Annotated in this window: 21 protein-coding genes and 1 pseudogene; 11 read left to right on the forward strand and 11 right to left on the reverse strand. The window is 61.9% G+C overall.

Annotated features, from left to right (window positions below):
- The first annotated feature begins 151 nt into the window (after positions 1 to 151).
- The 7 genes from ETW24_RS10090 to lexA all read left to right on the forward strand — a co-directional run bounded on the left by ETW24_RS10090 (position 152) and on the right by lexA (position 5,755).
- Positions 152 to 733, forward strand: a complete 582-nt coding sequence (locus ETW24_RS10090) for an anthranilate synthase component II (RefSeq protein ID WP_129370940.1) — start codon at positions 152 to 154, stop codon at positions 731 to 733.
- Positions 730 to 1,749: an anthranilate phosphoribosyltransferase gene (gene trpD, locus ETW24_RS10095; protein ID WP_129370941.1), complete on the forward strand. Its 1,020-nt coding sequence runs from the start codon at positions 730 to 732 to the stop codon at positions 1,747 to 1,749. Before ETW24_RS10090 ends, trpD begins: the two co-directional genes overlap by 4 nt.
- Positions 1,746 to 2,417 (forward strand): uracil-DNA glycosylase, encoded by a 672-nt coding sequence (locus ETW24_RS10100; RefSeq protein WP_129370942.1) that lies wholly within the window; start codon positions 1,746 to 1,748, stop codon positions 2,415 to 2,417. The genes trpD and ETW24_RS10100 overlap by 4 nt, the downstream gene beginning before the upstream one ends.
- Positions 2,418 to 2,428: 11 nt before the next feature.
- Complete coding sequence (gene trpC, locus ETW24_RS10105; protein WP_129372894.1) at positions 2,429 to 3,241, forward strand: indole-3-glycerol phosphate synthase TrpC; 813 nt, start codon at positions 2,429 to 2,431, stop codon at positions 3,239 to 3,241.
- 12 nt (positions 3,242 to 3,253) lie between these two features.
- A complete protein-coding gene (gene moaC / locus ETW24_RS10110) occupies positions 3,254 to 3,724 on the forward strand; it encodes a cyclic pyranopterin monophosphate synthase MoaC (protein WP_129370943.1) in 471 nt (156 codons plus the stop codon).
- On the forward strand, positions 3,725 to 4,900 hold the full coding sequence (locus tag ETW24_RS10115; protein ID WP_129370944.1) for a molybdopterin molybdotransferase MoeA: 1,176 nt from the start codon (positions 3,725 to 3,727) through the stop codon (positions 4,898 to 4,900).
- Positions 4,901 to 5,047: 147 nt separating this feature from the next.
- Positions 5,048 to 5,755, forward strand: a complete 708-nt coding sequence (gene lexA / locus ETW24_RS10120) for a transcriptional repressor LexA (RefSeq protein WP_129370945.1) — start codon at positions 5,048 to 5,050, stop codon at positions 5,753 to 5,755.
- Here lexA and ETW24_RS10125 read toward each other — a convergent pair.
- Positions 5,752 to 7,818, reverse strand: a complete 2,067-nt coding sequence (locus tag ETW24_RS10125) for a ComEC/Rec2 family competence protein (protein WP_129370946.1) — start codon at positions 7,816 to 7,818, stop codon at positions 5,752 to 5,754. The two genes, lexA and ETW24_RS10125, sit on opposite strands and share 4 nt — an antisense overlap.
- A gap of 79 nt (positions 7,819 to 7,897) precedes the next feature.
- Between ETW24_RS10125 and gltX the strand changes: the two genes are divergently transcribed.
- The 3 genes from gltX to ETW24_RS10140 all read left to right on the forward strand — a co-directional run bounded on the left by gltX (position 7,898) and on the right by ETW24_RS10140 (position 11,834).
- The gene (gltX, locus tag ETW24_RS10130; protein ID WP_129370947.1) at positions 7,898 to 9,298 is read left to right on the forward strand and encodes a glutamate--tRNA ligase; all 1,401 of its coding nucleotides are present in this window, start codon (positions 7,898 to 7,900) and stop codon (positions 9,296 to 9,298) included.
- A 127-nt stretch (positions 9,299 to 9,425) separates the two neighbouring features.
- The gene (locus ETW24_RS10135; RefSeq protein ID WP_129370948.1) at positions 9,426 to 10,721 is read left to right on the forward strand and encodes a citrate synthase; all 1,296 of its coding nucleotides are present in this window, start codon (positions 9,426 to 9,428) and stop codon (positions 10,719 to 10,721) included.
- A gap of 303 nt (positions 10,722 to 11,024) precedes the next feature.
- On the forward strand, positions 11,025 to 11,834 hold the full coding sequence (locus tag ETW24_RS10140; RefSeq protein ID WP_129370949.1) for a calcium-binding protein: 810 nt from the start codon (positions 11,025 to 11,027) through the stop codon (positions 11,832 to 11,834).
- Between the two features lie 61 nt (positions 11,835 to 11,895).
- Here the strand turns inward: ETW24_RS10140 and ETW24_RS10145 are convergent, their stop codons facing one another.
- The 10 genes and pseudogenes from ETW24_RS10145 to ETW24_RS10190 all read right to left on the reverse strand — a co-directional run bounded on the left by ETW24_RS10145 (position 11,896) and on the right by ETW24_RS10190 (position 22,856).
- Positions 11,896 to 12,675, reverse strand: a complete 780-nt coding sequence (locus tag ETW24_RS10145) for an enoyl-CoA hydratase-related protein (protein ID WP_129370950.1) — start codon at positions 12,673 to 12,675, stop codon at positions 11,896 to 11,898.
- A gap of 105 nt (positions 12,676 to 12,780) precedes the next feature.
- On the reverse strand, positions 12,781 to 13,263 hold the full coding sequence (locus ETW24_RS10150) for a cytochrome c-type biogenesis protein (RefSeq protein WP_205877400.1): 483 nt from the start codon (positions 13,261 to 13,263) through the stop codon (positions 12,781 to 12,783).
- The gene (locus ETW24_RS10155) at positions 13,260 to 15,224 is read right to left on the reverse strand and encodes a heme lyase CcmF/NrfE family subunit (RefSeq protein WP_129370951.1); all 1,965 of its coding nucleotides are present in this window, start codon (positions 15,222 to 15,224) and stop codon (positions 13,260 to 13,262) included. Before ETW24_RS10155 ends, ETW24_RS10150 begins: the two co-directional genes overlap by 4 nt.
- Positions 15,225 to 15,302: 78 nt before the next feature.
- Positions 15,303 to 15,878: a holin family protein gene (locus ETW24_RS10160; RefSeq protein ID WP_129370952.1), complete on the reverse strand. Its 576-nt coding sequence runs from the start codon at positions 15,876 to 15,878 to the stop codon at positions 15,303 to 15,305.
- Positions 15,869 to 16,480, reverse strand: a complete 612-nt coding sequence (locus tag ETW24_RS10165) for a holin-associated N-acetylmuramidase (protein WP_129370953.1) — start codon at positions 16,478 to 16,480, stop codon at positions 15,869 to 15,871. The genes ETW24_RS10160 and ETW24_RS10165 overlap by 10 nt, the downstream gene beginning before the upstream one ends.
- A 196-nt stretch (positions 16,481 to 16,676) precedes the next feature.
- On the reverse strand, positions 16,677 to 17,120 hold the full coding sequence (ccmE, locus tag ETW24_RS10170; RefSeq protein WP_129370954.1) for a cytochrome c maturation protein CcmE: 444 nt from the start codon (positions 17,118 to 17,120) through the stop codon (positions 16,677 to 16,679).
- Between the two features lie 42 nt (positions 17,121 to 17,162).
- Complete coding sequence (gene argC, locus ETW24_RS10175; RefSeq protein WP_129370955.1) at positions 17,163 to 18,191, reverse strand: N-acetyl-gamma-glutamyl-phosphate reductase; 1,029 nt, start codon at positions 18,189 to 18,191, stop codon at positions 17,163 to 17,165.
- A 113-nt stretch (positions 18,192 to 18,304) separates the two neighbouring features.
- Positions 18,305 to 19,114, reverse strand: coding sequence for a glutamate racemase (gene murI, locus ETW24_RS10180; RefSeq protein WP_129370956.1), 810 nt, complete (start codon positions 19,112 to 19,114; stop codon positions 18,305 to 18,307).
- A 9-nt stretch (positions 19,115 to 19,123) separates the two neighbouring features.
- Positions 19,124 to 19,246 (reverse strand): annotated as a pseudogene (locus ETW24_RS24810) (lysophospholipid acyltransferase family protein); the annotation flags it as partial.
- A gap of 190 nt (positions 19,247 to 19,436) precedes the next feature.
- Positions 19,437 to 22,856, reverse strand: a complete 3,420-nt coding sequence (locus ETW24_RS10190; protein WP_129370957.1) for an indolepyruvate ferredoxin oxidoreductase family protein — start codon at positions 22,854 to 22,856, stop codon at positions 19,437 to 19,439.
- 169 nt (positions 22,857 to 23,025) lie between these two features.
- On the opposite strand from ETW24_RS10190, the gene ETW24_RS10195 reads away from it, so the two are divergent.
- Complete coding sequence (locus tag ETW24_RS10195) at positions 23,026 to 23,931, forward strand: LysR family transcriptional regulator (RefSeq protein ID WP_129370958.1); 906 nt, start codon at positions 23,026 to 23,028, stop codon at positions 23,929 to 23,931.
- The last annotated feature ends 55 nt before the right edge of the window (positions 23,932 to 23,986 follow it).

Here is a 23,986-nt window from a genome sequence, read left to right on the forward strand (position 1 = left end):
GTTCCAGCGTGCCTGAGCGAACCCTGTTTCTGTTCACTCCGGCATTCGCCTATCCTGCCCTTGACGCTGCCCCGTATCCCTGAACATGTATGTTTCGACCACTATACTGCGGCGTGCCCTCCGCCCGCCACCCTTAAAAGAGCCCGCTACGATGCTGCTGCTGATAGACAACTACGATTCCTTTACCTACAACCTCGTCCATTATCTGGGTGAGCTGGGCGCGGAAATGGAAGTCCGCCGCAACGACGCCATCAACGTGCAAGAAGCCATGGCAATGAAGCCCTCAGGCATTCTGCTGTCGCCCGGTCCCTGCGACCCGGATCAGGCCGGCATCTGCCTGGCGCTGACCGAAGCCGCAGCCGAAACCGGCATACCCTTGCTGGGTGTTTGCCTGGGCCATCAGACCATCGGCCAGGCCTTTGGCGGCAAGGTGATCCGCTGCCACGAGATCGTACACGGTAAGATGGGTAAGATGCACCACAAGGATACCGGTGTTTTCAAAGGCTTGCCGACACCTTTTGACGCAACCCGCTACCATTCTCTGGTGGTTGAGCGCGACAGCCTGCCGGATTGCCTGGAAATCACCGCTGAACTGGAAGACGGCACCATCATGGGCCTGCAGCATAACGAGCTGCCGATCCACGGTGTGCAGTTCCATCCGGAATCGATTGCATCTGAGCACGGTCATGCGCTGCTGAAAAACTTTCTCGACGTGATGCAGGTGCCCGCATGAGCGACCGCCTGAAACCGCTTATCGGCGCCGCGGCGGAACGGTCGCTGACCCGCGAGGAGGCTGAAACCGCTTTCACTCTGCTGTTTGAGGGCGAGGCCACGCCCAGCCAGATCGGCGGCCTTCTGATGGCGATGCGCACCCGTGGCGAAAGCGTTGACGAATACGCTGCTGCCGCCGCCGTGATGCGCGCCAAATGCAACCCGGTGAAAGCGCCTGCGGGTGCCATGGACATCGTCGGCACCGGCGGTGACGGCAAGAACACCCTCAACATCTCCACCGCCACTGCCTTTGTGGCGGCCGGCGCAGGCGTGGTGGTTGCCAAACACGGCAACCGCAACCTCAGCTCCAAATCCGGCACTGCCGACATGCAGTCCCAGATGGGCATTAACGTGATGGTCGGCCCGCAAGCGGTTGAAAAGGCAATAAATGAGGCCGGTATCGGCTTCATGATGGCGCCCATGCATCACCCGGCGGTGGCACATGTAATGCCCACCCGGTCCGAGCTTGGCACCCGCACTATCTTTAACATCCTCGGCCCGCTGACCAACCCGGCCGGCGTGAAACGCCAGCTGACCGGCGCTTTCAGCCGCGCGATGATCCGTCCGATGGCGGAAACGCTGAAAGCCCTGGGGTCGGAACGCGCCTGGCTGGTGCACGGTTCTGACGGCACGGATGAGCTGACAATTACCGGCGTCAGCTGGGTCTCCGCTTTGGAGGAAGACGGCAGCATCCGCGATGTCGAACTCCACCCCGAGGACGCAGGCCTGCCGGTGCATGACTTTGACATGATTGTCGGCGGCACCCCTGAAGAAAACGCAATGGCCTTCCGGGTTCTGCTGCAAGGCACGCCCTCTGCCTACCGGGATGCGGTGCTGCTGAACGCTGCCGCTGCGCTGGTTGTCGCGGGTAAGGCTGCCGACCTCAAGGAAGGTGTCGCGCGCGCGGCGGAGTCCATCGACAGCGGCGCGGCCAAGTCCAAGGTCGAGGCACTGGCGCGGATCACCTCAGCCGCATGACCGATCTTCCGCCGGGGCTGGGCGCCTGGTCCAGCCTGCCCTTTTTCACCGACCACTGGCCCGGGATCTCAGCTGCAATTGCTGAGGATCCCCGGACCATCCTGCCGCCCGCGCATCAGCGGTTCGCTGCGCTGGAGCTGACCCAGCCTGAGGACACTCGCGTGGTGATCCTGGGGCAGGATCCCTATCCGACGCCGGGCCACGCCCATGGGCTCGCCTTCTCAGCCGAGCCGGACGTCCGCCCCTTTCCCCGCTCATTGTCCAATATTTACAAGGAATTGGAGGATGATCTTGGTGTCACCCGCACGAATGCGGACCTGCACGGCTGGGCGCGCCAGGGTGTTCTGCTTTTGAACACTGCGCTGTCAGTTCCCGCAGGCGAGGCAAACGGTCACAAGCACTTTGGCTGGCACCACCTGGTGCATCAGGTGCTGGAACTGGCCTCACAAACCCCCACCGCATGCATTCTGTGGGGAAATGCTGCACAAAAGCTTGAAAAACATATCAAACCGGGCGATCACCTGATCCTGAAAACAGCCCATCCCTCGCCGTTGTCGGCGCGGCGCGGTTTCTTCGGGTCCCGGCCCTTTTCAAAAGTGAACAATTGGCTCGCCGCCCGCGGTGAAACTGCCATAGACTGGAACGCAGGAACGGAGGCCCAGGCATGAGTGAAACTGGTATGACCAAAAACGTGCTCGACAAGATCAAGGCCTACAAACTGGAAGAAGTGGCTGCCGCCAAGGCCGCCAAACCGCTGGAGGCGGTCGAGGCTGAGGCGCGCGATGCCTCCCCGGTGCGCGGCTTTGCCGAGAGCTTGAATCAAGCCAACCGCAGCGGTTACGGTCTGATTGCCGAGATCAAGAAAGCCAGCCCCTCCAAGGGGTTGATCCGCCCTGATTTCGAACCGGCGGAACTGGCCAAGGCCTATGAGGACGGCGGCGCGACCTGCCTGTCTGTCCTGACCGACATCCCCAGCTTCCAAGGCGCCAAGGAGTTCCTGAACCAAGCCCGCGCAGCCTGTTCGCTGCCTGCGCTGCGCAAGGACTTCATGTATGACACCTATCAGGTGGCTGAGGCCCGCGCCCTGGGTGCCGACTGCATCCTGATCATCCTCGCCTCGGTCTCAGACGCCCAGGCGCAGGAGCTGGAGGAAAGCGCCTTTGACTGGGGCATGGATGTTCTGCTGGAGGTGCATGACGCCGAGGAACTGGAGCGCGCCTGCAACCTGAAATCGCCGCTGATGGGCATCAACAACCGCAATCTCAAGACGTTTGAGACCACACTGGACACCACCCGGGAACTGTCGCGCATGGTGCCAGCCGACCGCACCATCGTTTGCGAGAGCGGGCTGTCCACGCCTGAGGACCTCAGCGACATGGCCCGTTACGGTGCGCGCACTTTCCTCATCGGCGAAAGCCTGATGCGGCAGGACGATGTCGCCGGTGCCACCCGTGCGCTGCTCGCCAATCCGCTGATGCCTGGCATGATGTAAAGGAGGATCGCAATGAGCCTCACCCATTTCGACACCAAGGGCGACGCCCATATGGTCGACGTCTCAGACAAGGCTGTGACTTCGCGTATCGCCACCGCTGAGGGCCACATTACCATGGCCCGGGAAACCTTTGATATCATTGCTGAAGGCCGTGCCAAGAAGGGCGATGTCCTGTCGGTGGCCCGTCTCGCGGGCATCATGGGCGCCAAGAAGACGCCGGAATTGATCCCGCTCTGCCACCCTCTGCCGGTGACCAAGGTTGCGGTGGAGCTGACACTGGACCCGGACCTGCCCGGCGTGCGGGTTGAGGCGACGGTCAAGACCACCGGCCAGACCGGGGTTGAGATGGAGGCGCTCACCGCCGTCTCCACTGCCGCGCTCACCGTCTATGACATGGCCAAGGCCGTGGACAAGGCGATGCAGATCGGCGGCATCCGCGTGACGCTGAAAGATGGCGGAAAATCAGGCAAGTACGAGGCGTAAATGATCCCGGTCAGCGAAGCCCGCGCGCATCTTTTAACGCTTGTTCAACAGCTTGAAACCGAACAGGTGCCGCTGGCACAGGCCGCGGGCCGGGTGCTGGCGGCTGATCTGCAAGCGCGCCGTGATCAGCCGCCGTTCTCCGCCTCAGCAATGGACGGTTACGCTGTGAACGCCGCTGAGGTTGAGCAGCACGCCATGTTCAAGGTGATCGGCGAAGCCGCCGCCGGTCACGCATTTCAGGGCCGCGCCGGCGCGGGCCAGGCCGTGCGTATCTTTACCGGTGCACCGGTACCTGAAGGCGCAAGTTTTGTTGTTATACAAGAAGATACAACCCGCAACGGCGACCTTATCACCATCACCGGCGCCCCCGGCAGCAACCACAACATCCGCCCTCGCGGCGGCGATTTCACCGATGGCCAGACCGTCACGGCCCCCAAGCGCCTGACACCGGCTGACATTGCCTTGCTGGCAGCCATGAACATCCCCGCGATACCCGTCACCCGCCGCCCGGAGATTGCACTGATCTCCACCGGCGACGAATTGGTGATGCCCGGCGGCACCCCAGGACCGGACCAGATCATTGCCTCCAACACCTTTGGCCTCAAAGCGATGCTCGAAGACCTTGGCGCCCGTGCCCGCATCCTGCCCATCGCCCGTGACACCGAAAGCTCGCTGCGCACGGCCTTTGAACTGGCCGAGGGCGCTGATCTGGTTGTCACCATCGGCGGCGCCTCGGTTGGTGATCATGATCTGGTCGGCAAGGTGGCGCAGGATCTCGGGATGGAGCGCAGTTTCTACAGGGTTGCTATGCGCCCCGGCAAACCGCTGATGGCCGGCCGGATGAATGGCGCTGCTATGGTTGGCCTGCCCGGCAATCCAGTATCGGCCATGGTCTGCGGCCACGTGTTTCTGGCCCCGATGGTGCGATCCATGCTGGGATTGCCTGCACCATCGCAGCAGCACTTGCTGACGGCCGTCCTTTGCGCCCCCCTGACGGCCAATGGTCCGCGCGAGCACTACATGCGGGCAAATGTGCAAAGCGGCCAGTTGCAAGCGTTTGACAACCAGGACAGCTCCCTGCTCACCATTTTGGCCGAAGCCAACGCCCTGCTGGTCCGCCCCCCCAAGGACGGCGCGCGCAGCGTAGGCGATATTGTGCAATACTTGCCGATCTAAACCCCTTTCAGCTTTGCAAAAATACTCCCGCCGGAGGCACGCGCCCCAGGCGCGTTCTCTTTTACGCCACGCCAGGGACTGCGATATTGACACAAAACGGGAACATGCGTAGAACAAAAGAAAACCCGAGGCGCGGAGGGAGCGGCGATGCTCACAAAAAAGCAACTGCAACTGCTGGAATTCATTCACAAACGTCTGCAGCGCGACAGCGTGCCGCCCAGTTTCGATGAAATGAAGGTCGAATTGGACCTGCGGTCTAAATCAGGCATTCACCGGCTGATCACTGCACTGGAAGAGCGCGGATTTATCCGCCGCCTCCCGCACCGCGCCCGCGCGATTGAGATTATCCGCCTGCCGGAAAGCCTGGGCGGAGCACCGGACGGACAGGGCTTTGCGCCAAAGGTGATCGACGGCGGTCAAACACAGCCTTCGCCCTCCGCCCCTGCCACCGCAAAGCCAATGCGCCAGGCTGCTGTGGAACTGCCGGTGATGGGCCGCATCGCCGCTGGTGTGCCGATCGAGGCGATCAGCCAAGTGTCGCATCAGGTGGCAGTTCCGGGCGGTATGATCGCGCCGAACGGCCAGCATTTCGCGCTGGAGGTCAAGGGCGACTCGATGATCGAGGCCGGCATCAATGACGGCGACATCGTGGTGATCCGTGAAACCGGTACTGCTGATAACGGCGATATTGTTGTTGCATTGGTCGAGGGGCACGAGGCGACGCTGAAACGCTACCAGCGCCAGGGCAGCATGATCGCGCTGGAAGCCGCCAACCCGGCCTATGAAACCCGGTGCTACCCGGAAGATCAGGTGCAGATCCAGGGCCAGCTGGTTGGGCTGATCCGCACTTATTAAGGGTTTTCCTGGCCAAGAATCCTCCGGAGGTGGCTGATTTCAGCCCCCTCCGGCTGCCATCCTGTCCACAGCCGCTGTCCAGACACACTGCGGGATGTCTGCAGACCGCCTGTCGCGGTCACGGCGATGCTGCCCGTTTGGCGCATCACTGCCGGTGTCAGCAGCAGACAGTTTTCCGGCGTTTGCGCCGTAACTGTGGAAACGATGATGTCTCCCTTTTTACAGGCACTTGCCTGCGCGAGCTTACGTTTCCCAGGCGCATGAACCAGCCGGAATCCCGGTCCTTGCCAAATCGGCAAAGCCTCTGTTTCACCGCTCCAGCGCGCCGCGGCGGCGATCTGCCCTGCCGGGTCGCCATCATTCTCCAGCCAGATTTTTGCAGTAAACCCCTGCCCTTTGGCCCGGGACAAGGCCCGGCCGTGCGGCGCCATCACGCCAACCAGCCCGCCAGAATCAGCAATCAGGACAACAGGACGCTCTGCCGCGCCCCACATCAGCAGCGCGCAGGCCGCTGGCAGCAGCCCTGCCAGCCGCAGCCGTCCTTGCCAGATCACCGCAAACAGCATGCCCGCAGCAAACAGCGGCAGAACCCAGACGCCCGGCGCGGGCACATGCGACAGCGCCCCTTCGAATTCCGAGACGGCCTGCGCGACTGCCAGGATCCAGTCCAGCCCCCATCGCATAACTGTCAGCCCGATCATTTCCAGGCCAAACGGCGCCAGGCACAGTGCCAGCACCGCAGCCGGAATAACAATCGAGCCCATGACCGGAACAGACAACAGGTTCGCCAGCAGCCCGTAATGCGGCACCGTATTGAAATGCGCCGCAGCAAAGGGGGCGGTTGCCGCGCCGGCCACCGCAGATGAAATCACCAGCGCCAGAACCGGCCGCAGCCATCGCGGCCCCAACGGAACCTCCCCGTCCCGCAGCGCGGCAAAGACCGCAACCAGTGCCGCCGTTGCGGCGAAACTCATCTGGAAACCAGGGCTCAGCAGGCTTTCCGGGCGCCGCAGCAGCACAATCCAGGCGGCCACTGCAACTGCGCGCAGGGTAATCGCCCGCCGGTTCAGCAGCACAGCGCCAAACATCACCGCCACCATGACAAAAGCCCGCTCTGTCGCCACATTGCCGCCTGACAAGGCAAGATACCCCGCGCCGGCAGTCAGCGCCGCAAGCGCTGCCAGTTTCTTGACCGGCCATCGCAGGGCCAGGGCAGGTATCAGATTGAACGCAACTCTCAGCGCCGCAAAGACAAATCCGGTGAGCAGCCCCATATGCAATCCCGAAATGGCCAGAAGATGCGCCAGGTTGCTTTGCCGCAGGGCAGTCAGCGTTTGTTGCCCCACGCCGCTGCGGTCGCCGGTGGTAATTGCGGCTGCAAACCCGCCCGTCTCTCCGGCTATACGGTCTTGCAAGCCCTGCGCCATATTCCTGCGCAGGCGTTCCACTGGCAGGCCTTGGCCGGGTGCCTTTGCCAGCAGCACCGGAACCCTTGTGTACCCCAGACCGCCCAGCTGCTTGAACCAGGCATGGCGGCGGAAATCGAACCCGCCGGGTTCGGCAGGCCCTTGCGGCGGCAGCAAATGCGCGGTGGTCATGACCCTGGCGCCGGGCGGCGGCACCTGTTCCTGCGCTTTCAATGATATGCGGACACGGGCCGGCGTGTTTTCCGCCGCCACCCGGTCCAGCCGAACCTGATCCAGGGTCAGCCGCAGGGCGTCGGTCGGCGAGCGGTCGACAGCCACGACACGTCCCTCCACCGCCCCGTAGTAGCGGAAATCCAGGACCGGAGCCGACACCCGGTGCGCCCGTGCCCCGGCCAGGCACAGCCCCGCCGCCGCAAGTGCAGGCGCCCACAGTAAAAACGCCAGCGACCGCCGGGACATGGCGCCGGCTGCCATCAGCAGCGCACACATCGCCAGCCCGGCAAACACGGTGGCGCCGGGCTCCGACTTCAAAGAAAAATAGGCACCGATCCCGGTCCCGAGAAACACCGGGGTCCAGGGGAACAGATGTCCCCGCTGCGCCTGCAGCAGGTCTGCAATGGCTGTGCTCGGCCGCATGCTTGCCCCCCGCCTTCTGGCCCGGTAGACAGGCTGAAACTCTAAACCTCACATGGTTTCCAAAAGGTAAATCCCGCTCATGACCCAACCGGTTGTCACCCGTTTCGCGCCTTCTCCCACCGGCTTTCTGCACATCGGCGGCGCCCGTACCGCGCTGTTCAATTGGCTTTATGCCCGTGGCCGCGGCGGCAAGTTCCTGCTGCGCATTGAAGACACCGACCGCGAACGCTCCACGCCCGAGGCGACCGCCGCCATCCTGCAGGGCATGGCGTGGCTGGGCCTGGATCATGACGGCGAGGTGATCAGCCAGTTTGAGGGCGCAGACCGCCACGCCGAGGTCGCCAGGCAATTGCTGGACGAAGGCAAGGCCTATAAGTGTTTTGCCAGCCAGGACGAAATCGCCGCCTTCCGTGAACAGGCCAAGGCCGAAGGAAAATCCACCCTCTACCGCTCGCCTTGGCGCGACGCAGATGCCTCCAGCCACCCGGATGCAGCTTTTGTGATCCGCATCAAAGCGCCGCAAAGCGGCGTTACCGTTATCAAGGATGAGGTTCAGGGCGACGTCACCATCAGGAACGATCAGCTTGATGACATGATCCTGCTGCGCTCGGACGGCACGCCGGTTTACATGCTGGCGGTTGTGGTCGACGATCACGATATGGGCGTCACCCATGTGATCCGCGGCGATGACCACCTGAACAACGCCGCCCGCCAGATGATGATCTATGAGGCGATGGGCTGGGACGTGCCGGTCTGGGCGCATATCCCGCTGATCCACGGGCCGGACGGCAAAAAACTGTCCAAACGCCATGGTGCCTTGGGGGCGCAGGAATACCAGGCGATGGGCTATCCGGCGGCCGGCATGCGCAACTATCTGGCCCGTTTGGGCTGGTCGCATGGCGATGACGAATTTTTTACGGACGATCAGGCCAAGGCGTGGTTTAACTTTGATGGCATCGGCAAAAGCCCGGCCCGGTTCGACACCAAGAAGCTGGAGAATCTCAGCGGTCAGCATATCGCCGTTAGCGACGACGCCGCACTGCGGCAAGAAATCAGCGCCTATCTGGGCGCAGCCGGAGAAACTGCCCTGACTGACGCACAGTCACAGGGGCTGGAAGCTGCGATGTATTGCCTCAAGGACCGGGCGCGCACCTTCCCTGAACTGCTTGAAAAAGCGCATTTTATCCTTTCATCACGGCCAATTGACCGGGATGCGAAGGCAGAAAAGGCGCTATCTTCTGTATCCGATGGTATACTGGGTGAATTGACGCCGCAGCTGCAAAATGCTAGCTGGGTCCGTGACGATCTGGAGGCGCTTCTGAACGCATTTGCAGAAGCCCATGATACCAAGTTCGGCAAGCTGGCAGGCCCTTTGCGGGCAGCACTGGCGGGCCGGGCGGTAACGCCTTCGGTGTTCGATATGATGCTGATTCTGGGCCGCGATGAAACCATTGCCCGGCTCCAAGACGCAACAGGCTGAAACCGGTCCTTAACTCCCGGGTAAGCCTGTTTTGATAACACAACCCCTGCGCGACTCCGCGCAGGCGCTGCCCCGCATGAAGACGCCTGCACGGCCGCTCTCGTGCCTGTAACAGGAAGGGACATCCATGACCGAGACACAGAAATCTGCCACGCTCAGCCTGAATGGCGAAACCTACGAGCTGCCCATTTTCTCGCCAACGGCCGGGCCCGATGTTCTCGACATCCGCAAGCTCTACGCGAAGGCAGGTGTGTTCACCTATGACCCGGGCTTCACCTCGACCGCCAGCTGCGACAGCACCATCACCTATATTGACGGCGACAAGGGCGAACTGCTGCACCGCGGCTACCCGATCGACCAGCTGGCATCGAAATCGCACTACCTCGAGGTTTGCTACCTGCTGCTTTACGGCGAATTGCCGACCGTCACCCAGCTGGAGGATTTCGAGACCCGTGTGACCCGTCACACCATGGTGCATGAGCAGATGCACAACTTCTTCCGCGGCTTCCGCCGCGATGCGCATCCGATGGCGACGCTGGTTGGCGTGGTCGGCGCGATGTCGGCCTTCTATCACGACTCGCTGGATGTCACCGATCCGTGGCAGCGCGAAGTCGCCGCCGTGCGTCTGATCGCCAAACTGCCGACCATTGCCGCGATGGCCTATAAATATTCGATCGGCCAGCCGTTTGTGTATCCGAAGAACGATCTGGATTACGCAGCCAACTTCCTGCACATGTGCTTCTCGGTTCCGGCTGAGGAATACCACGTGAACCCGATCCTGAGCCGGGCGATGGACCGCATCCTGACCCTGCACGCGGATCACGAACAGAACGCTTCCACCTCGACCGTGCGTCTGGCCTCTTCCTCGGGCGCAAACCCGTTTGCCTGTATCGCCGCCGGCATTGCCTGCCTCTGGGGTCCGGCCCACGGCGGCGCCAACCAGGCCTGCCTGGAAATGCTCAAGGAAATCGGCTCGGTCGACCGCATCCCCGAGTTTATCGCACGCGCCAAGGACAAGAACGATCCGTTCCGCCTGATGGGTTTCGGCCACCGCGTCTATAAAAACACCGACCCGCGCGCGACCGTGCTGAAGCAATCCGCGGACGAGGTTCTGGATCTGCTCGGCGTCGAGGACAACCCGCTGCTGCAAGTTGCCAAGGAGCTGGAGCAGACCGCGCTGAACGACCCCTACTTCATCGAAAAGAAACTGTTCCCCAACGTCGATTTCTACTCGGGTATCATTCTTGAGGCGATGGGTTTCCCGACGTCGATGTTCACTCCGATCTTTGCGCTGTCGCGCACCGTCGGCTGGATCTCGCAGTGGAAAGAGATGATCGCCGATCCGCAGAACAAGATCGGCCGCCCGCGCCAGCTGTACCTGGGCGAGACCATGCGCGATTACATCGACATCGAAAAGCGCTGACCGCCAGTTGCAATGAACATTCAAACGCCCCGCAATTCGCGGGGCGTTTTCTTTTGCGGTCTCCAAGAGAGTCTGTGTTTTGCGGGGCTAGGCCCCGAAGGCAATGCCACCGCAACAGCCATTAAACAGCGACAATTCCGGATCATTACTCAGACCGTTTCTATGGAAAGTTCAATATTTAGAAGTGTTTGACTAAGACAATCAAACTCAATACCAAACCGTCAGGTTTACTTACTTCTGGCAGGGCGGCCCTGCGCACGCATTTGCAAACGCCCTCTGCCAGCTGACTATGGGATTGGTGACATGGAACTCTTGATCTTGCTCGGTATCGGCCTGACCATCGGCGGCGTTGCCATTGCCCTGGATGATGACGACGATGGCATTACCAAGGGCGACACCACCGCCGACGCCACAGAGGATAACGACGACCTGGCGGGCGGATCCGGCGAGGACACAATATTCGCCAAGGACGGCGACGACATAGTAGACGGCAATGCCGGAAACGACCGGCTGTTTGGCCAAGGCGGACAGGATCTGCTGGTTGGCGGCGAAGGTGACGATTTCCTGCGGGGAGGCTCCGACCATGATTCAATCATTGACGGCACGGGCAGCGATACTCTGATCGGGGATGCAGGCAACGATTTCATTGTGTCGACCAGCGCCTTTGATCCGGACAATGTCGTAGAAGCCGGCAGAGAAAGGGCCGCCAACGATGATCCGGATGTTGACGTGCAACTGGAACCTGAGCTGAACCACGATACCGACGAAGATGCGGATGTGATCCAGGCGGGCGGCGGCAATGACGATGTTATCGCAGGCAACGGCGACACAGTGAGCCTGGGAGAAGGCCTGGATGAACTGATCCTCGGCGATTGGATCGAGGCCGGCGATGAACCGGTCGTTCTGACAGACTACAGCCGCCTTGAAGATGTTATCGTCTATTCTCACGATGGCGAAGGCACGCCGCCAGAAATCACAGTTGAGAACACTCTTGACCAATTCGGTGATGAGGATGACGCTCTGCTGCTGGCAGATGGCGAGGTTTTTGCTCGTATCCAAGGCGCCGGTGGTCTGATTACAGCAGGCAACGTTATGGTGCTGACCCGCGCCTGAAATGAAATGCCGGAGACACTCCCCGGCATTTTCTTTCAATTCTCAGCCGGCCTGAAACTGCTCAGCGCCCTTCGAATTTCGCGGGGCGCTTTTCCATGAAGGCGGTGACGCCTTCCAGGAAATCGCGGGTCTTGCCGCATTGGCCCTGCAGATGCGCTTCTTCCGACAGCTGCTCGGCCAATGTGCGGCCAAAGCTTTCGCGCAGGGCGGATTTGGTGGCGGCAAAAGCCTTGCTGGGGCCGCTGGCCAAATATTCCGCGCGCTTCCGCCAATGGGCGTCGAACTCTGCATCCGGCACCGCTTCCCAGATCATCCCCCAGTCACAGGCCTGCCGGGCGCTGACGCGGTCGGCAAACAGGGCTGCCCCCATTGATTTGGCTAGGCCGATCTGGCGCGGCAGGAACCAGGTGCCGCCGGCGTCCGGGATCAGGCCGATTTTGCTGAAGGCCTGCATGAAAAACGCGCTTTCAGCGGCGATCACCACATCGGCGGCCAGCGCCAGATTGGCCCCTGCCCCGGCAGCGGCACCGTTGACGGCCGCCACAACCGGCACCGGGCAATCATAAATCGCCTGCAGCATCGGCAGGTACTCGTCGCGCAGCGTGCGTTCCAGATCCAGCTGGCCGCCGTTGCTGCCTGCGTCGCTCAGATCCTGGCCCGAGCAGAACGCATCGCCCGCCCCGGTCAGCACCACAGCGCGGGCCTCGGAAGACGCCATGCGCATCGCATGGGTGATCTCGGACCGCATCCGGCTGTTAAGCGCGTTCTTGCGCGCTTCTCGGTTCAGGGTGACAACCGCCAGCCCGTCCTGCAGAGAAAACAGGATTTCCTTATAGTCCATCGGAGTGCCTCACGTAACTTGCGTTCAGGGGCCAGAAACACGTGTGCCTGGCCATTTGCCGGTATGGTGACGGAAAGCCCGCCCGCCGGAAAGCCGGACCCGGCGTCAATCCTTCAGGATTTTCCGCAGCCGCTCCTGCTCGTCAGCGCTCAGCCCCTGCTCGGCGGCCTTGGGCGCGCGGGCGCGTCCCCGCACATAGAAGACGGCGATCACAAGCGCGGCCAGCAGCATCAGCGGGCCTGCAGCCCACAACAGCCAGTTGGCGCCGCCGGTGGTGGGGCGCAGCAGCACATACTCACCATAACGGTCGACGATAAAACTCATCGCCTCGCTGTCGCTGTCACCCGCAACCAGCCGCTCGCGTACCAGGACACGCAGATCACGGGCCAGTTCGGCGTTGGACTCATCAATGCTTTCATTGCGGCAAACCAGGCAGCGGAGATCCTTGGACAGCTCCCGCGCGCGGCTTTCAAGTGCTGGATCGGCCAGCACCTCATCCGGCTCCACTGCCAGCACCGGAGCGGGCGCGATGACAGCGACAGCAGCAAATCCGGCCAGTGCCAGGATCAAAAGGCGCAAGGTTTTCATTCCGCGGGCACTCCTGTTTCCGGTGCCTTGCGCGCGCCTGCAGCAACGCGGAAACGCCGGTCGCTAAGGCTCAGCAGCCCGCCAAGCGCCATCAGGATAGAGCCTCCCCAGATCCAATTGGCAAGGGGTTTGATATAGGTGCGCATGGTCCAGCTGCCATCGGCCTGCTGATCGCCCAGCACCACGTAAAGGTCGCGAGTGACACGGTAATCAATCGCGGCCTCGGTGGTTGGCATCCGGCTGACCGGATAGTCGCGCTTTTCCGGGAACATCACCGCTTCGGGCTGCCCGTTGCGTGTCACCTCGACCCGGCCTTTGGTGGTAAAGTAGTTCGGGCCCTGTTCCCGGCTGACATCCGTCAGCATCAGGGTAAAGGCACCAACGTCAAAGGGTTCGCCGATGCGGGCCACGCGGATATCTTCCTGTTCCCAGGCGGTCAGGCCGGCGATGGCAAAGATGGTGATGCCCAGCCCGCCATGGGCCACGGCCTTGCCCCAATCGGCACGCGGCAGCCGCAGCATCCGTTGCAGGCGGCCCGATTTGCCACTGCGCAGCCACAAATCAGCCAGCGCCCCGAACACCATCCAGGAGCCCAGGAACAAACCCACCGGCCCCAGCGCGGACTTGCCGGTCTGCAGAGCCCAAGCCAGCACACCCAGCGACACCGCCAGAACAAAAACATAACGCAGCTGCCAGGCAGTGCGACCGATCCGGCCGCGTTTCCACGGCAGCATGGCGCCAACCGGCATGATCAGCCCCAGCGCGATCATGAAAGGGGTAAAGGCAGAATTGAAGAACGGCGGGCCGACGCTTAGCTTTCGGTCCAGCAGCATATCCGCGAGGATCGGCCAGACAGTGCCGAAGAAGACCACAAAGCAGCTGACCGCCAGCAGGATGTTATTGGCCACCAGCGCGCTTTCTCGGCTGACCATGCCAAAGACGCCCTTGGCCTCCATCGCCTGGGCGCGGGCCGCAAACAGCGTCAGCGCGCCGCCGGTGAAAAACGCCAGGATGAACAGAATGAACACGCCGCGTTCCGGGTCGTTGGCAAAGGCATGCACACTGGTGATGATGCCCGAGCGCACGATGAATGTGCCAATCAGCGAGAAGCCAAAGGCCAGGATCGCCAGCAGGATGGTCCAGCTCTTCAGCGCCTCTCGTTTCTCCACCACAATGGCGGAATGCAGCAGCGCCGCCGCCAGCAGCCAGGGCATGAAGGAGGCATTCTCAACCGGGTCCCAGAACCAGAACCCACCCCAGCCCAGCTCGTAATAGGCCCACCAGGAGCCCAGCCCGATACCGATGGTCAGGAAGATCCAGGCCGCCAGCGTCCAGGGCCGCACCCAACGGCCCCAGGCGGCATCAATGCGGCCTTCGATCAGGGCAGCAACGGCAAAGGAAAACGCCATGCTCAGCCCGACATAACCGAGGTATAGAAACGGCGGATGGAAGGCGAGGCCCGGATCCTGCAGCAGCGGGTTCAGATCCTGCCCGTCAAACGGCGGCACTGCCAGACGCAGGAACGGATTGGACGTGAACAGGATAAAGGCATAAAAAGCCACGCCAATGGCTGCTTGCACCGCCAGAACCCGCGCCTTGAGCGTGGGCGGCAGCCCGCCGCCGAACACCGAGGCCATCGCCCCGAACAGGGCAACGATCAGCACCCACAGCAGCATTGAGCCCTCGTGGTTTCCCCAAGTGCCGGAGATCTTGTAGAGCATCGGCTTGGCCGAATGGCTGTTCAGCGTCACCAGCTTCAGCGAAAAATCAGAGGTGATGAACGCCCAGGTCAGCGCCCCGAAGGCAAAGGCGGTGAACAGGAACTGCGCCTGTGCCGCGGGTTCCGCCACGGCCATCCAGCCGGGCCAGCGTTTATGGGCGCCGATCAGGGGGATAACGGCCTGCACGATGGCTATCATGAAGGCGAGGATAAGGGCGAAGTGGCCAAGCTCTGTAATCATGTATTTTCCTATACGCCTGTCTGCTGCGGGCGCCAATGGCATTCGCCGCGCCATGCCGCCGCAGCCGCTAAAATGTGATCAGCCGCGACGGGCTTTCCAGGCTTCCAGCGCCGGATTTGTGTCCCCAGCCGTGGCCTGAAACCGCGCTGCGGCGTCGGTGCCGGTAGAGGCCGCCGCAGGTGAATCGGCCCGCAGCCTGTTCAGCGCGGCGATGTTTTCGACGGCCTGGGGAACCCGCGCCATGCTGGCCGCCAGACCATGCTGAAACTCCTGCGCCTTCACCTGATGCCGCGCCCCGAAATAGAAGGAGACAATAACGCCCAGCAGCCACCACAACGGTTCCGGCACCAGCGCGAGCCCCTGCATCCGGGCGGCGAACCACACCGGGTCGCTCAGCGCAGACACCATCAGCGCCAGCGTTCCCAGGGCCAGCAGAGGGCGCGGCAACCGGTTCACCCCATCCATAAGGTGGTCAAACCAACCTTTTGCGGGCTGGTGAAATTCGGTGCCAAACTGGCCAAGCGCTGCAATCTGAACGTCATGGGCACGGGCGGCACCGGCTTCAGCGTTTTCGCGAAAGACTTCGGCAGTTTCCCGCAAAACATTACGCTGGCTGCCAAAAATAAGCCCCAGAATGTCAGAGATTACCCCCATGCCGCGATCCTTTCCTGAAAGGCCTGCTGGTTCAGATGGTAGTTCGGCGAGATGAATTCCTCGGCCCGTTTGATCCAGCCGCCTTTGCCGCCCGCGCGGGTGCGGGCGTATTTGCGGCTGGCCGGCCGGCGGTCTGCCAGACGGAAGTAATAATTGCGCCTCGCGATGCCATAGGCGTCGCGCAGGCCCGTCGCATCAACGGTGGCAGCATCGGCGGCGGCGCCTGCCGTCTGCGGTCCGATTGTGCCGTCCACCGCAACCCTGTACCCCATATCGCGCAGCAACCGCTGCAGGATGCGCACAGCGTTGCTGCCGGCATTCACATACATATCAAAGACCGTGGCCTGGAGGCACTCCGGCAGGCTGGCAATCCGGGGCGCGTCGAAATAGTGGCGGATGAAAATGGCCACGGCTTGCGCGCGGGTCAGCGCCTTCACATCCCCGGCGTCCACATCCCCGTCGCCGGTCACATCCAGCCCCAGCCGCCGCAGGGTCCCGATGGTCACACCGTATTTGGTCGCGCCGCCGGGGTCATCCGGATCATTCACAAAGCCGCCTTCCCGCGCCACAATCTCAGCGGCGATTTCCTTAACACTCTGCATCGAACCTCACCCTTTTCTGGTGAGGCAATCATCATGAAAATACGAAAAGATCTCCTGACAGCGGCGTACGCATGCTGCGCAACACCGCCTCAGGAACGCTGCCGCGCCGCGCACCGCGCGGCGCCCGGCCCAACGCAAAACGCCTCCCCGAAGGGAGGCGCCTTTTGGGCGGGAGCCATTTGGTCAGAAACCGGTCTCAGGTTTCGGGTTCCTGATAGACCCCCTGCTCCTTCAACGCATCCATGACTTCTTTGGGCATATAGGTCTCGTCATGTTTCGCTAGAATTTCAGAGGCTTCAAAGACGCCATTCACGTAACGCCCGGTGCCGACCATGCCCTGGTTCTCTTCAAACAGATCCGGCAGCACACCGGTATAGGCGACCTGCACCGTCGCACCTCCATCAGTAACCGCAAAACGCACGGTTTCACCCTGGCCGCGCTGCAGCGTGCCTTCCTCAACCAGTCCGCCGATGCGGAACACTTCCGACGGTTTCGGCGGTGCCTCGGCCACCTGGCTGGGCGAGCGGAAATAGTTGATCCCGTCACGCATGGCATAGCCGATCAGGGCGGTTGCAACCACCAAAGCCACTGCGGCAACGGCAATGACCTGGATCCGGCGCTGTTTCTTCAGGTTCTTCATGGTGTCCTCATTTCAAGGTCCCTGCCTGCGCCGCCTCCCGGATCAGGGGAACAGCGGCGCCATCATCAGACCTTCGGTCTCAGTCTCACCTAACATCAGGTTTGCGTTCTGCAAGGCCTGGCCGCTGCTACCTTTTGTCAGGTTATCAAGTGCTGCAATCACAATGGTCCGGCCTTCGATCCGGTCCTGCGCCACACCGATATGGCAGAAGTTGGAGCCGCGCACATGGTGGGTGCTGGGGGCCTCGCCAAAGGGCAGCAGTTCGATAAAGGGCTCATCTGCGTAAGCCTTGGCAAAGGTGTCATGGATCGTCCGCGCGTCGCCTTTTACATAAACGGTCGCCAGAATGCCCCGGTTGACTGGCAGCAGATGCGGGGTGAATTGCACCTGTACGGGGCGGCCCGCGATCTTGCTGAACTCCTGGTCGAATTCGCCCAGATGCCGGTGGGTGCTGCCGATGGCATAGGCGTTATAGCCCTCGCTCAGCTCTGCATGCAGCAGGTTTTCCTTGAGCGACCGGCCGGCGCCTGAGACAGCGCATTTCAGATCCAGAATAATGTCGTCCAGATCAATGACCCCAGCCGAAATCAACGGGCGCAGGGCAAACTGACCGGTGGCTGCGTTGCACCCCGTGCCGGCCACCAGCCGCGCGGATTTGATCTCATCCCGGTAGAACTCGGTGAGGCCATAGACCGCCTCCTCCTGCTGTTCCAACGCGGAATGGGGATTACCGTACCATTTCTCGTACTCAGCCGGATCACGCAGCCGGAAGTCTGCCGACAGATCCACGATCTTCAGGCTTGCGGGCAGCGCCGCAATCACTTCCTGGCTGGTCTTATGCGGCAGAGCGCAGAAGCACAGATCAATGCCGGCGAAATCAATCTCGCCGATCTTGCACAGTACCGGCAGTTCCATATGGCGCAGATGCGGGAAAACTTCCGCCATTGTCATGCCGGCCTTGCGGTCGGCAGAGAGCGCCGCAATTTCGAGGTTCGGATGCTGGGCGATCAGCCGCACCAGTTCTGCGCCAGTGTAGCCGGAAGCGCCAAGAATAGCCACTTTATGGGTCATGTCAGACCTCGTCTTTCAATGTGATTTGCCGTTCCGCAGCCATCTGCGGAGAGAATTAGGAGGAAATGCGCCCGTGCACTTTGACCTGGAACAAGGTTCCGCGCGGTCTGTTCTCAGGCGGCCTGAAAGGTGATTTCCCGTCGGAGAAACTGGGTCGCCCGGTCGCTGACGCGGCCCGGGTTTCCGGTGGTGAAGAAACCGCCGGCACCAGTGCCGTGCATGTCGGGATGCCGTGTCAGGTAATCCGCCAGACTGTCCGCAACCAGGTTGCCCTGGCTGAACACTTTGACCCCGGGTCCCAGTGCCGCCTGGAAAGTCTGTTCCATCAGCGGGTAATGGGTGCAGCCCAGAATGGCGGCTTGCGGATGCGGCATTTTACGTTGCAGGGCATCCACATGGGAGCGCACCAGGGCCTCGGCGAGGATCATGTCGCCGTCCTCGATTGCGTCCACCACACCGCCGCAGGCCTGGGCCTCGACATCCACACCAATGGCGCGGAAAGCCAGCTCCCGTTGAAAGGCGCGGCTGGCGACAGTTGCAGGCGTGGCAAACAGCGCAACGTGTTTCACTTCGACTTCGCGCGGAGGCGAATTGTCGCCCCACTGGCGCTCTGTCAGCGCTTCAATGAGAGGGACAAAAACGCCCAGCACCCGTTTGCCCTTGGGCAGCCCGCCCTCCTGCATCCGGCGCAGTGCCGCAGCAGAGGCGGTGTTGCAGGCCAGGATCACCAGATCGCAGCCTTTGCTCCACATATCTTCGACCGCAGCCCTGGTCAGCTGATAGACATCTTCGGCATCGCGCACACCGTAGGGCGCGCGGGCGTTGTCGCCGTAGTAAAGGAAATCCAAATCCGGCAGACGTTTCTGCACGGCGTCAAGGACGGTCAGCCCGCCCAATCCTGAATCAAAGATGCCTACAGCCATGTCGCCTTCTCACGCGTGGTGTTTCTCTTCGAACTCAAACCCATACCCGTGGGATTTGAGCGGTACTGAAGAAAGCTCATACGTCGCTTTGCGAAAGAAATCCATAAGTGCTTTTGTCTCTTTGGCCATTGGCGCCGGAACGCTGCAAGTATCGTTGCGGCAAAGGCAGACCGGGGCGCTGCCCCGGACCCCGGGGTATTCAGGACCAGAAAGAAGCGGCGGAACGGCAAACGCCGCGCGTCAGCGCGGCGCCGGGCCCAACCGGGAAGGACCATCCTGCGGATGGCCCGGAACGGGCGGGAGTGTCCCGCCCGGCCCCTGGTTACTCTGCCGCGTGTTTCAGCGGCACGCCGCCCTGGCGCAGGGCTGCCAGCAGCTCCTCACGGCGCTTCGCGGCTTTCTGCTCATTTGCCATCTTCACCGGACCGAAACCGCGGATCGAGAGCGGCAATTCAGCCAATGCCAGCAGAGGCTCCATGATGTCCGGCGCCGCTTTCGGCAACCACTCCATCATGTCCGCTTCATATTGCTTGATCAGGGCGCGCTCCATCTTGCGTTCCTCGGTGTAGCCGAAGATGTCGAGCGGTGTGCCGCGCAAGCGTTTCAGCTTGGCCAGCAGGCGGAAACCGCGCTCCATGCTTGCACTGAACTTGCGTTTTTTCGGACGCCCGTCCGCATCGGTGCCGCCCAGCATCGGCGGCGCCAGGTGATAGGACAGCTTGAGGTCGCCTTCAAACTCCGCCTCCGCCTTGGCGCGGCTGTCGAGCAGCAGGCGGGCGACTTCGTATTCGTCCTTGTAGGACAACAGCTTGTGATAGCCCTTTGCCGCTGCCTCTTTCAGCGCGGGATCGCTGATACCGTCGAGCAGCCTAGCATAACGCCTGGCCAGCCCTTTGCCCTGATATGCCACCAGATGATCGGCACGGAAGGCGATCTTCTCCTCGAGGGTTTTCGGCTTTTCTGATGTGTCCGGCCGGCTCAGACGGGCCGCGTCTTCGGGGTGCAGCACCGCCCAGCGGCCGATATCGAAGGCGCGCAGGTTGCGCTCCACAGCGGCGCCGTTCAGCGTGATCGCCTGCTTGATCGCCTCAAAGCTGACAGGCACCAGGCCGCGCTGCCAGGCGCCGCCGAACACCATCATATTGGAGAAGATCGAATCCCCCATGGTGGCGCGGGCCAGTTCGGACGCATCGAACAGATCGACCCGGTCACGCAGGCGGGCCTGCAGCGCCACTTCCAGGCGGTCGGTCGGCACCTTGAACTCGGTGTTCTTGGTGAACTCGCCGGTGATGATTTCATGGCTGTTCACCACGGCGCCGGTCTGGCCAGTAGAGGTTAGGCCCAGGGTCTTGGCCCCCGCACTCACCACCAGGTCGCCGCCGATCAGCGCATGCGCCTCGCCGGTGGCGACGCGGATCGCCGAGATGTCATCGGGGGTGTTGGCAATCCGGCAGTGGATATGCACCGCGCCGCCCTTTTGGGCGAGACCCGCCATTTCCATCAGTCCGGCGCCCTTGCCGTCAATCTGTGCAGCTTGCGCCAGAATGGCGCCGATGGTCACAACGCCGGTTCCGCCAACACCGGTGATTACCACGTTGTGGGTGCCGTCAATGGCCGGCAGTTCCGGCTTTGGCAGATGCGGCAGGTCGATGTCGGCGGTCGCCTCCTTGCGGATCTTGGCACCCTCGACCGTCACAAACGAAGGACAGAAACCGTTGACGCAGGAGAAGTCCTTGTTGCACGACGACTGGTCAATCGCCCGTTTGCGGCCCAGTTCGGTGTCCTTGGGCACGATGGAGACGCAGTTGGATTGCACCCCGCAATCGCCGCAGCCTTCGCAGACATCGGTGTTGATGAACACCCGCTGGTCCGGGTCCGGGAACTGGCCCTTCTTGCGGCGGCGGCGTTTCTCAGCCGCGCAGGTCTGGATATAGATAATCGCAGAAACGCCTTCGACCTCTTCAAATTCGCGCTGGATCTTCATCATTTCGGCGCGTTCGTGCATCCGCATGCCGGCCGGGAACAGCGTGGCGTCGACGTCTTCCTTCTCGTCATAGACCACGGCCATGGTTTTAACGCCCATCGCGGTCAGCTCATGCGCGATCTGCTGCGCGGTCAGCCCGCCCTCGGCCTGCTGGCCACCGGTCATCGCCACCGCGTCATTATAGAGGATCTTGTAGGTGATGTTGGTGCCTTCGGCCAATGCGGCACGGATCGCCTGCACACCGGAGTGGTTATAGGTGCCGTCGCCCAGGTTCTGGAACACATGTTTGCGGTTGGAGAACGGAGCCTCGCCCACCCAGTTGACGCCCTCGCCGCCCATATGGGTGAAGCCGGTGGTCTCGCGGTCCATCCATTGCACCATAAAGTGGCAGCCGATGCCGGCATAGGCGCGGGAGCCTTCCGGCAGTTTGGTTGACGAGTTGTGCGGGCAGCCCGAGCAGAAGTAGGGCAAGCGGGATGCGATTTCCTCGGCGTTGTCGGCGCGGCGGGCCTCTGACAGGTTTTCGAGGCCGGCCCGGATGGCCTCGGTCTCGCGGCCTTCCTCAATCAGGATGCCGCCCAGTTTTTCGGCGATCATGATCGGGTCCAGCGCATAGCGGGTCGGGAACAGCTCCTCGCGGTGCATGCTGCCGGCGCCGCCCTTGTACCAGCCATAGACCCGGCGGCCCTGGCGGTCGTCAAAGATCGCTTCCTTGATCTGGATCTCGATCAGCTTGCGCTTTTCCTCGACCACAACGATCAGGTCCAGGCCTTCGGCCCAGTCGTGGAAACCCTTCATGTCCATCGGGAAAGTCTGGCCCACCTTATAGGTGGTAATGCCCAACCGCTCGGCCATGTTTTCGTCGATGTTCAGCAGCTTCAGCGCGTGCACCAGATCAAGCCAGTTCTTGCCGGCGGCAACAAAGCCGATCTTGGCGCCGGGTTTGCCCCACATGCGCTTGTCCATCTTATTGGCGTGGCTGAAAGCCTCTGCCGCGAAGCGCTTGTAGTCGATGATCCGGTCTTCCTGGCGGAAGCGGTCGTCGTCCAGGCGGATGTTCAGCCCATCTGCCGGCATGTCGAATTCCGGCGTGACCAGCTGCATCCGGTCCGGGTTTGCATCCACAACCGAGGTGACTTCGATCGTGTCCTTCATGGTCTTGAGGCCGGTCCACAGGCCCGAAAAGCGCGACAACGCATAGCCATAGATGCCGTAATCAAGGATTTCCTGCACACCCGCCGGGCTGACGATTGGCAGGTAGCAGTCCAAGAGCGACCATTCCGACTGGTGCAGCACGGTGGAGCTTTCGCCGGTGTGGTCATCGCCCATCGCCAGCAGCACGCCGCCGTGTTTTGACGAGCCGGCCATATTGGCATGGCGGATCGCATCGCCCGAGCGGTCAACACCCGGCCCCTTGCCGTACCACAGGCCGAATACACCGTCGTATTTGCCTTCGCCGCGGACCTCGGCCTGCTGCGCCCCCCACAGGGCGGTCACGGCCAGATCTTCGTTCAGACCGTACTGGAAGGTGACATCCGCCGCCTTCAGATGCTTCTCGGCCTTGCTCATCTGCAGGTCGACAGCACCCAGGGGCGAACCGCGGTAGCCGGTGACAAGTCCGGCGGTATTGAGACCCGCCGCCCGGTCGCGGTGCTTTTGCATCAGCATCAGCCGCACCAGCGCCTGGGTGCCATTCAGCAGCACCGGCGATTTCGTCAGGTCGTACTTGTCATTAAGTGAGATTTTCGGCGTGCTCATCGTGGCCTCCTCAACCGGGATTAGCTTGCACTTTCTGACCCCAAGAATAGGTCATAATTACTGACCTGAATAGCCGCTTTTTTTTCGTTTTTGCTCGCTTGCGTCACGGAAACTGATACATAACTAAGATTTCATACAGTCGGCCCCAAACGCACAGAAAGTAACGCATATGGATTGGGATAAGCTCAGAATATTTCACGCGGTGGCCGATGCGGGCAGCCTGACCCATGCCGGTGACAGGCTGAATCTGTCGCAATCGGCGGTCAGCCGCCAGATCCGGGCACTGGAAGAGAGCCTGAATGCGACGCTTTTTCACCGCCATGCGCGCGGACTGATTCTCACCGAACAGGGTGAGCTGCTGTTTGACGCCACCCAATCCATGTCCACCCGGCTTGAAGCCGCCTCTGCCCGCATCCGCGACAGCGAGGAGGAAGTGTTCGGCGAGTTGCGCGTCACTACCACTGTGGGTTTCGGCACCCTGTGGCTGGCGCCGCGGCTGACCAAACTGTATGAGCAGTATCCCAATCTGAAAATCGACCTTATGCTGGAAGAACGTGTTCTGGACCTGCCGATGCGCGAGGCCGATGTGGCCATCCGCATGAAAGAACCCAGCCAGGCCGATCTGGTGCGCAAGCGGCTGATGACGGTGCGGATGGGTCTATATGCCTCTCCGGCCTATCTGGAACAGCGCGGCACTTTGGAAACCGCTGAAGACATTTCCCAGCACCGGCTGATCTGTCAGAACCAGCGCTCCGCCCAAGTGGGTTCAGCCGCGGTTCTTGGTAAAATGCTGATGGCCCATAACCCGGGGTCGCTGCTGACCGTCAACAACTATTTCGGCGTGCTGCAGGGCGTGCTGCACAATCTGGGGGTCGGCATTCTGCCGGATTATGTGACCGAGGAATTCCCGCAACTGGTCGAGGTGCTGCCGGAAGAGGATCAGCACAGCGTGCCGGTCTACCTCGCCTACCCCGAAGAACTGCGCCATTCCCAGCGGGTCGGCGCGTTCCGCGATTTTGTGCAATCCGAAATCATGGCGCACCGGAAGCATATGAAAGAGCTGGGGAAACTCTGACCCGCGCCGACGCATCAGCGGGCCAAGTTCGCGCTGCAATGCAGCGTCGTGGCCG

The sequence above is a fragment of the Leisingera sp. NJS204 genome (genome assembly GCF_004123675.1).
Taxonomy (GTDB): Bacteria; Pseudomonadota; Alphaproteobacteria; order Rhodobacterales; family Rhodobacteraceae; genus Leisingera.

What these genes read in the sequence shown, in the direction of transcription:
- ETW24_RS10090 (WP_129370940.1), top strand. Translation starts at nt 152, where the DNA reads ATGCTGCTGCTGATAGACAACTACGATTCCTTTACCTACAACCTCGTC.
- trpD (WP_129370941.1), top strand. Translation starts at nt 730, where the DNA reads ATGAGCGACCGCCTGAAACCGCTTATCGGCGCCGCGGCGGAACGGTCG.
- ETW24_RS10100 (WP_129370942.1), top strand. Translation starts at nt 1,746, where the DNA reads ATGACCGATCTTCCGCCGGGGCTGGGCGCCTGGTCCAGCCTGCCCTTT.
- trpC (WP_129372894.1), top strand. Translation starts at nt 2,429, where the DNA reads ATGACCAAAAACGTGCTCGACAAGATCAAGGCCTACAAACTGGAAGAA.
- moaC (WP_129370943.1), top strand. Translation starts at nt 3,254, where the DNA reads ATGAGCCTCACCCATTTCGACACCAAGGGCGACGCCCATATGGTCGAC.
- ETW24_RS10115 (WP_129370944.1), top strand. Translation starts at nt 3,725, where the DNA reads ATGATCCCGGTCAGCGAAGCCCGCGCGCATCTTTTAACGCTTGTTCAA.
- lexA (WP_129370945.1), top strand. Translation starts at nt 5,048, where the DNA reads ATGCTCACAAAAAAGCAACTGCAACTGCTGGAATTCATTCACAAACGT.
- ETW24_RS10125 (WP_129370946.1), bottom strand. Translation starts at nt 7,818, where the DNA reads ATGCGGCCGAGCACAGCCATTGCAGACCTGCTGCAGGCGCAGCGGGGA.
- gltX (WP_129370947.1), top strand. Translation starts at nt 7,898, where the DNA reads ATGACCCAACCGGTTGTCACCCGTTTCGCGCCTTCTCCCACCGGCTTT.
- ETW24_RS10135 (WP_129370948.1), top strand. Translation starts at nt 9,426, where the DNA reads ATGACCGAGACACAGAAATCTGCCACGCTCAGCCTGAATGGCGAAACC.
- ETW24_RS10140 (WP_129370949.1), top strand. Translation starts at nt 11,025, where the DNA reads ATGGAACTCTTGATCTTGCTCGGTATCGGCCTGACCATCGGCGGCGTT.
- ETW24_RS10145 (WP_129370950.1), bottom strand. Translation starts at nt 12,675, where the DNA reads ATGGACTATAAGGAAATCCTGTTTTCTCTGCAGGACGGGCTGGCGGTT.
- ETW24_RS10150 (WP_205877400.1), bottom strand. Translation starts at nt 13,263, where the DNA reads ATGAAAACCTTGCGCCTTTTGATCCTGGCACTGGCCGGATTTGCTGCT.
- ETW24_RS10155 (WP_129370951.1), bottom strand. Translation starts at nt 15,224, where the DNA reads ATGATTACAGAGCTTGGCCACTTCGCCCTTATCCTCGCCTTCATGATA.
- ETW24_RS10160 (WP_129370952.1), bottom strand. Translation starts at nt 15,878, where the DNA reads ATGGGGGTAATCTCTGACATTCTGGGGCTTATTTTTGGCAGCCAGCGT.
- ETW24_RS10165 (WP_129370953.1), bottom strand. Translation starts at nt 16,480, where the DNA reads ATGCAGAGTGTTAAGGAAATCGCCGCTGAGATTGTGGCGCGGGAAGGC.
- ccmE (WP_129370954.1), bottom strand. Translation starts at nt 17,120, where the DNA reads ATGAAGAACCTGAAGAAACAGCGCCGGATCCAGGTCATTGCCGTTGCC.
- argC (WP_129370955.1), bottom strand. Translation starts at nt 18,191, where the DNA reads ATGACCCATAAAGTGGCTATTCTTGGCGCTTCCGGCTACACTGGCGCA.
- murI (WP_129370956.1), bottom strand. Translation starts at nt 19,114, where the DNA reads ATGGCTGTAGGCATCTTTGATTCAGGATTGGGCGGGCTGACCGTCCTT.
- ETW24_RS10190 (WP_129370957.1), bottom strand. Translation starts at nt 22,856, where the DNA reads ATGAGCACGCCGAAAATCTCACTTAATGACAAGTACGACCTGACGAAA.
- ETW24_RS10195 (WP_129370958.1), top strand. Translation starts at nt 23,026, where the DNA reads ATGGATTGGGATAAGCTCAGAATATTTCACGCGGTGGCCGATGCGGGC.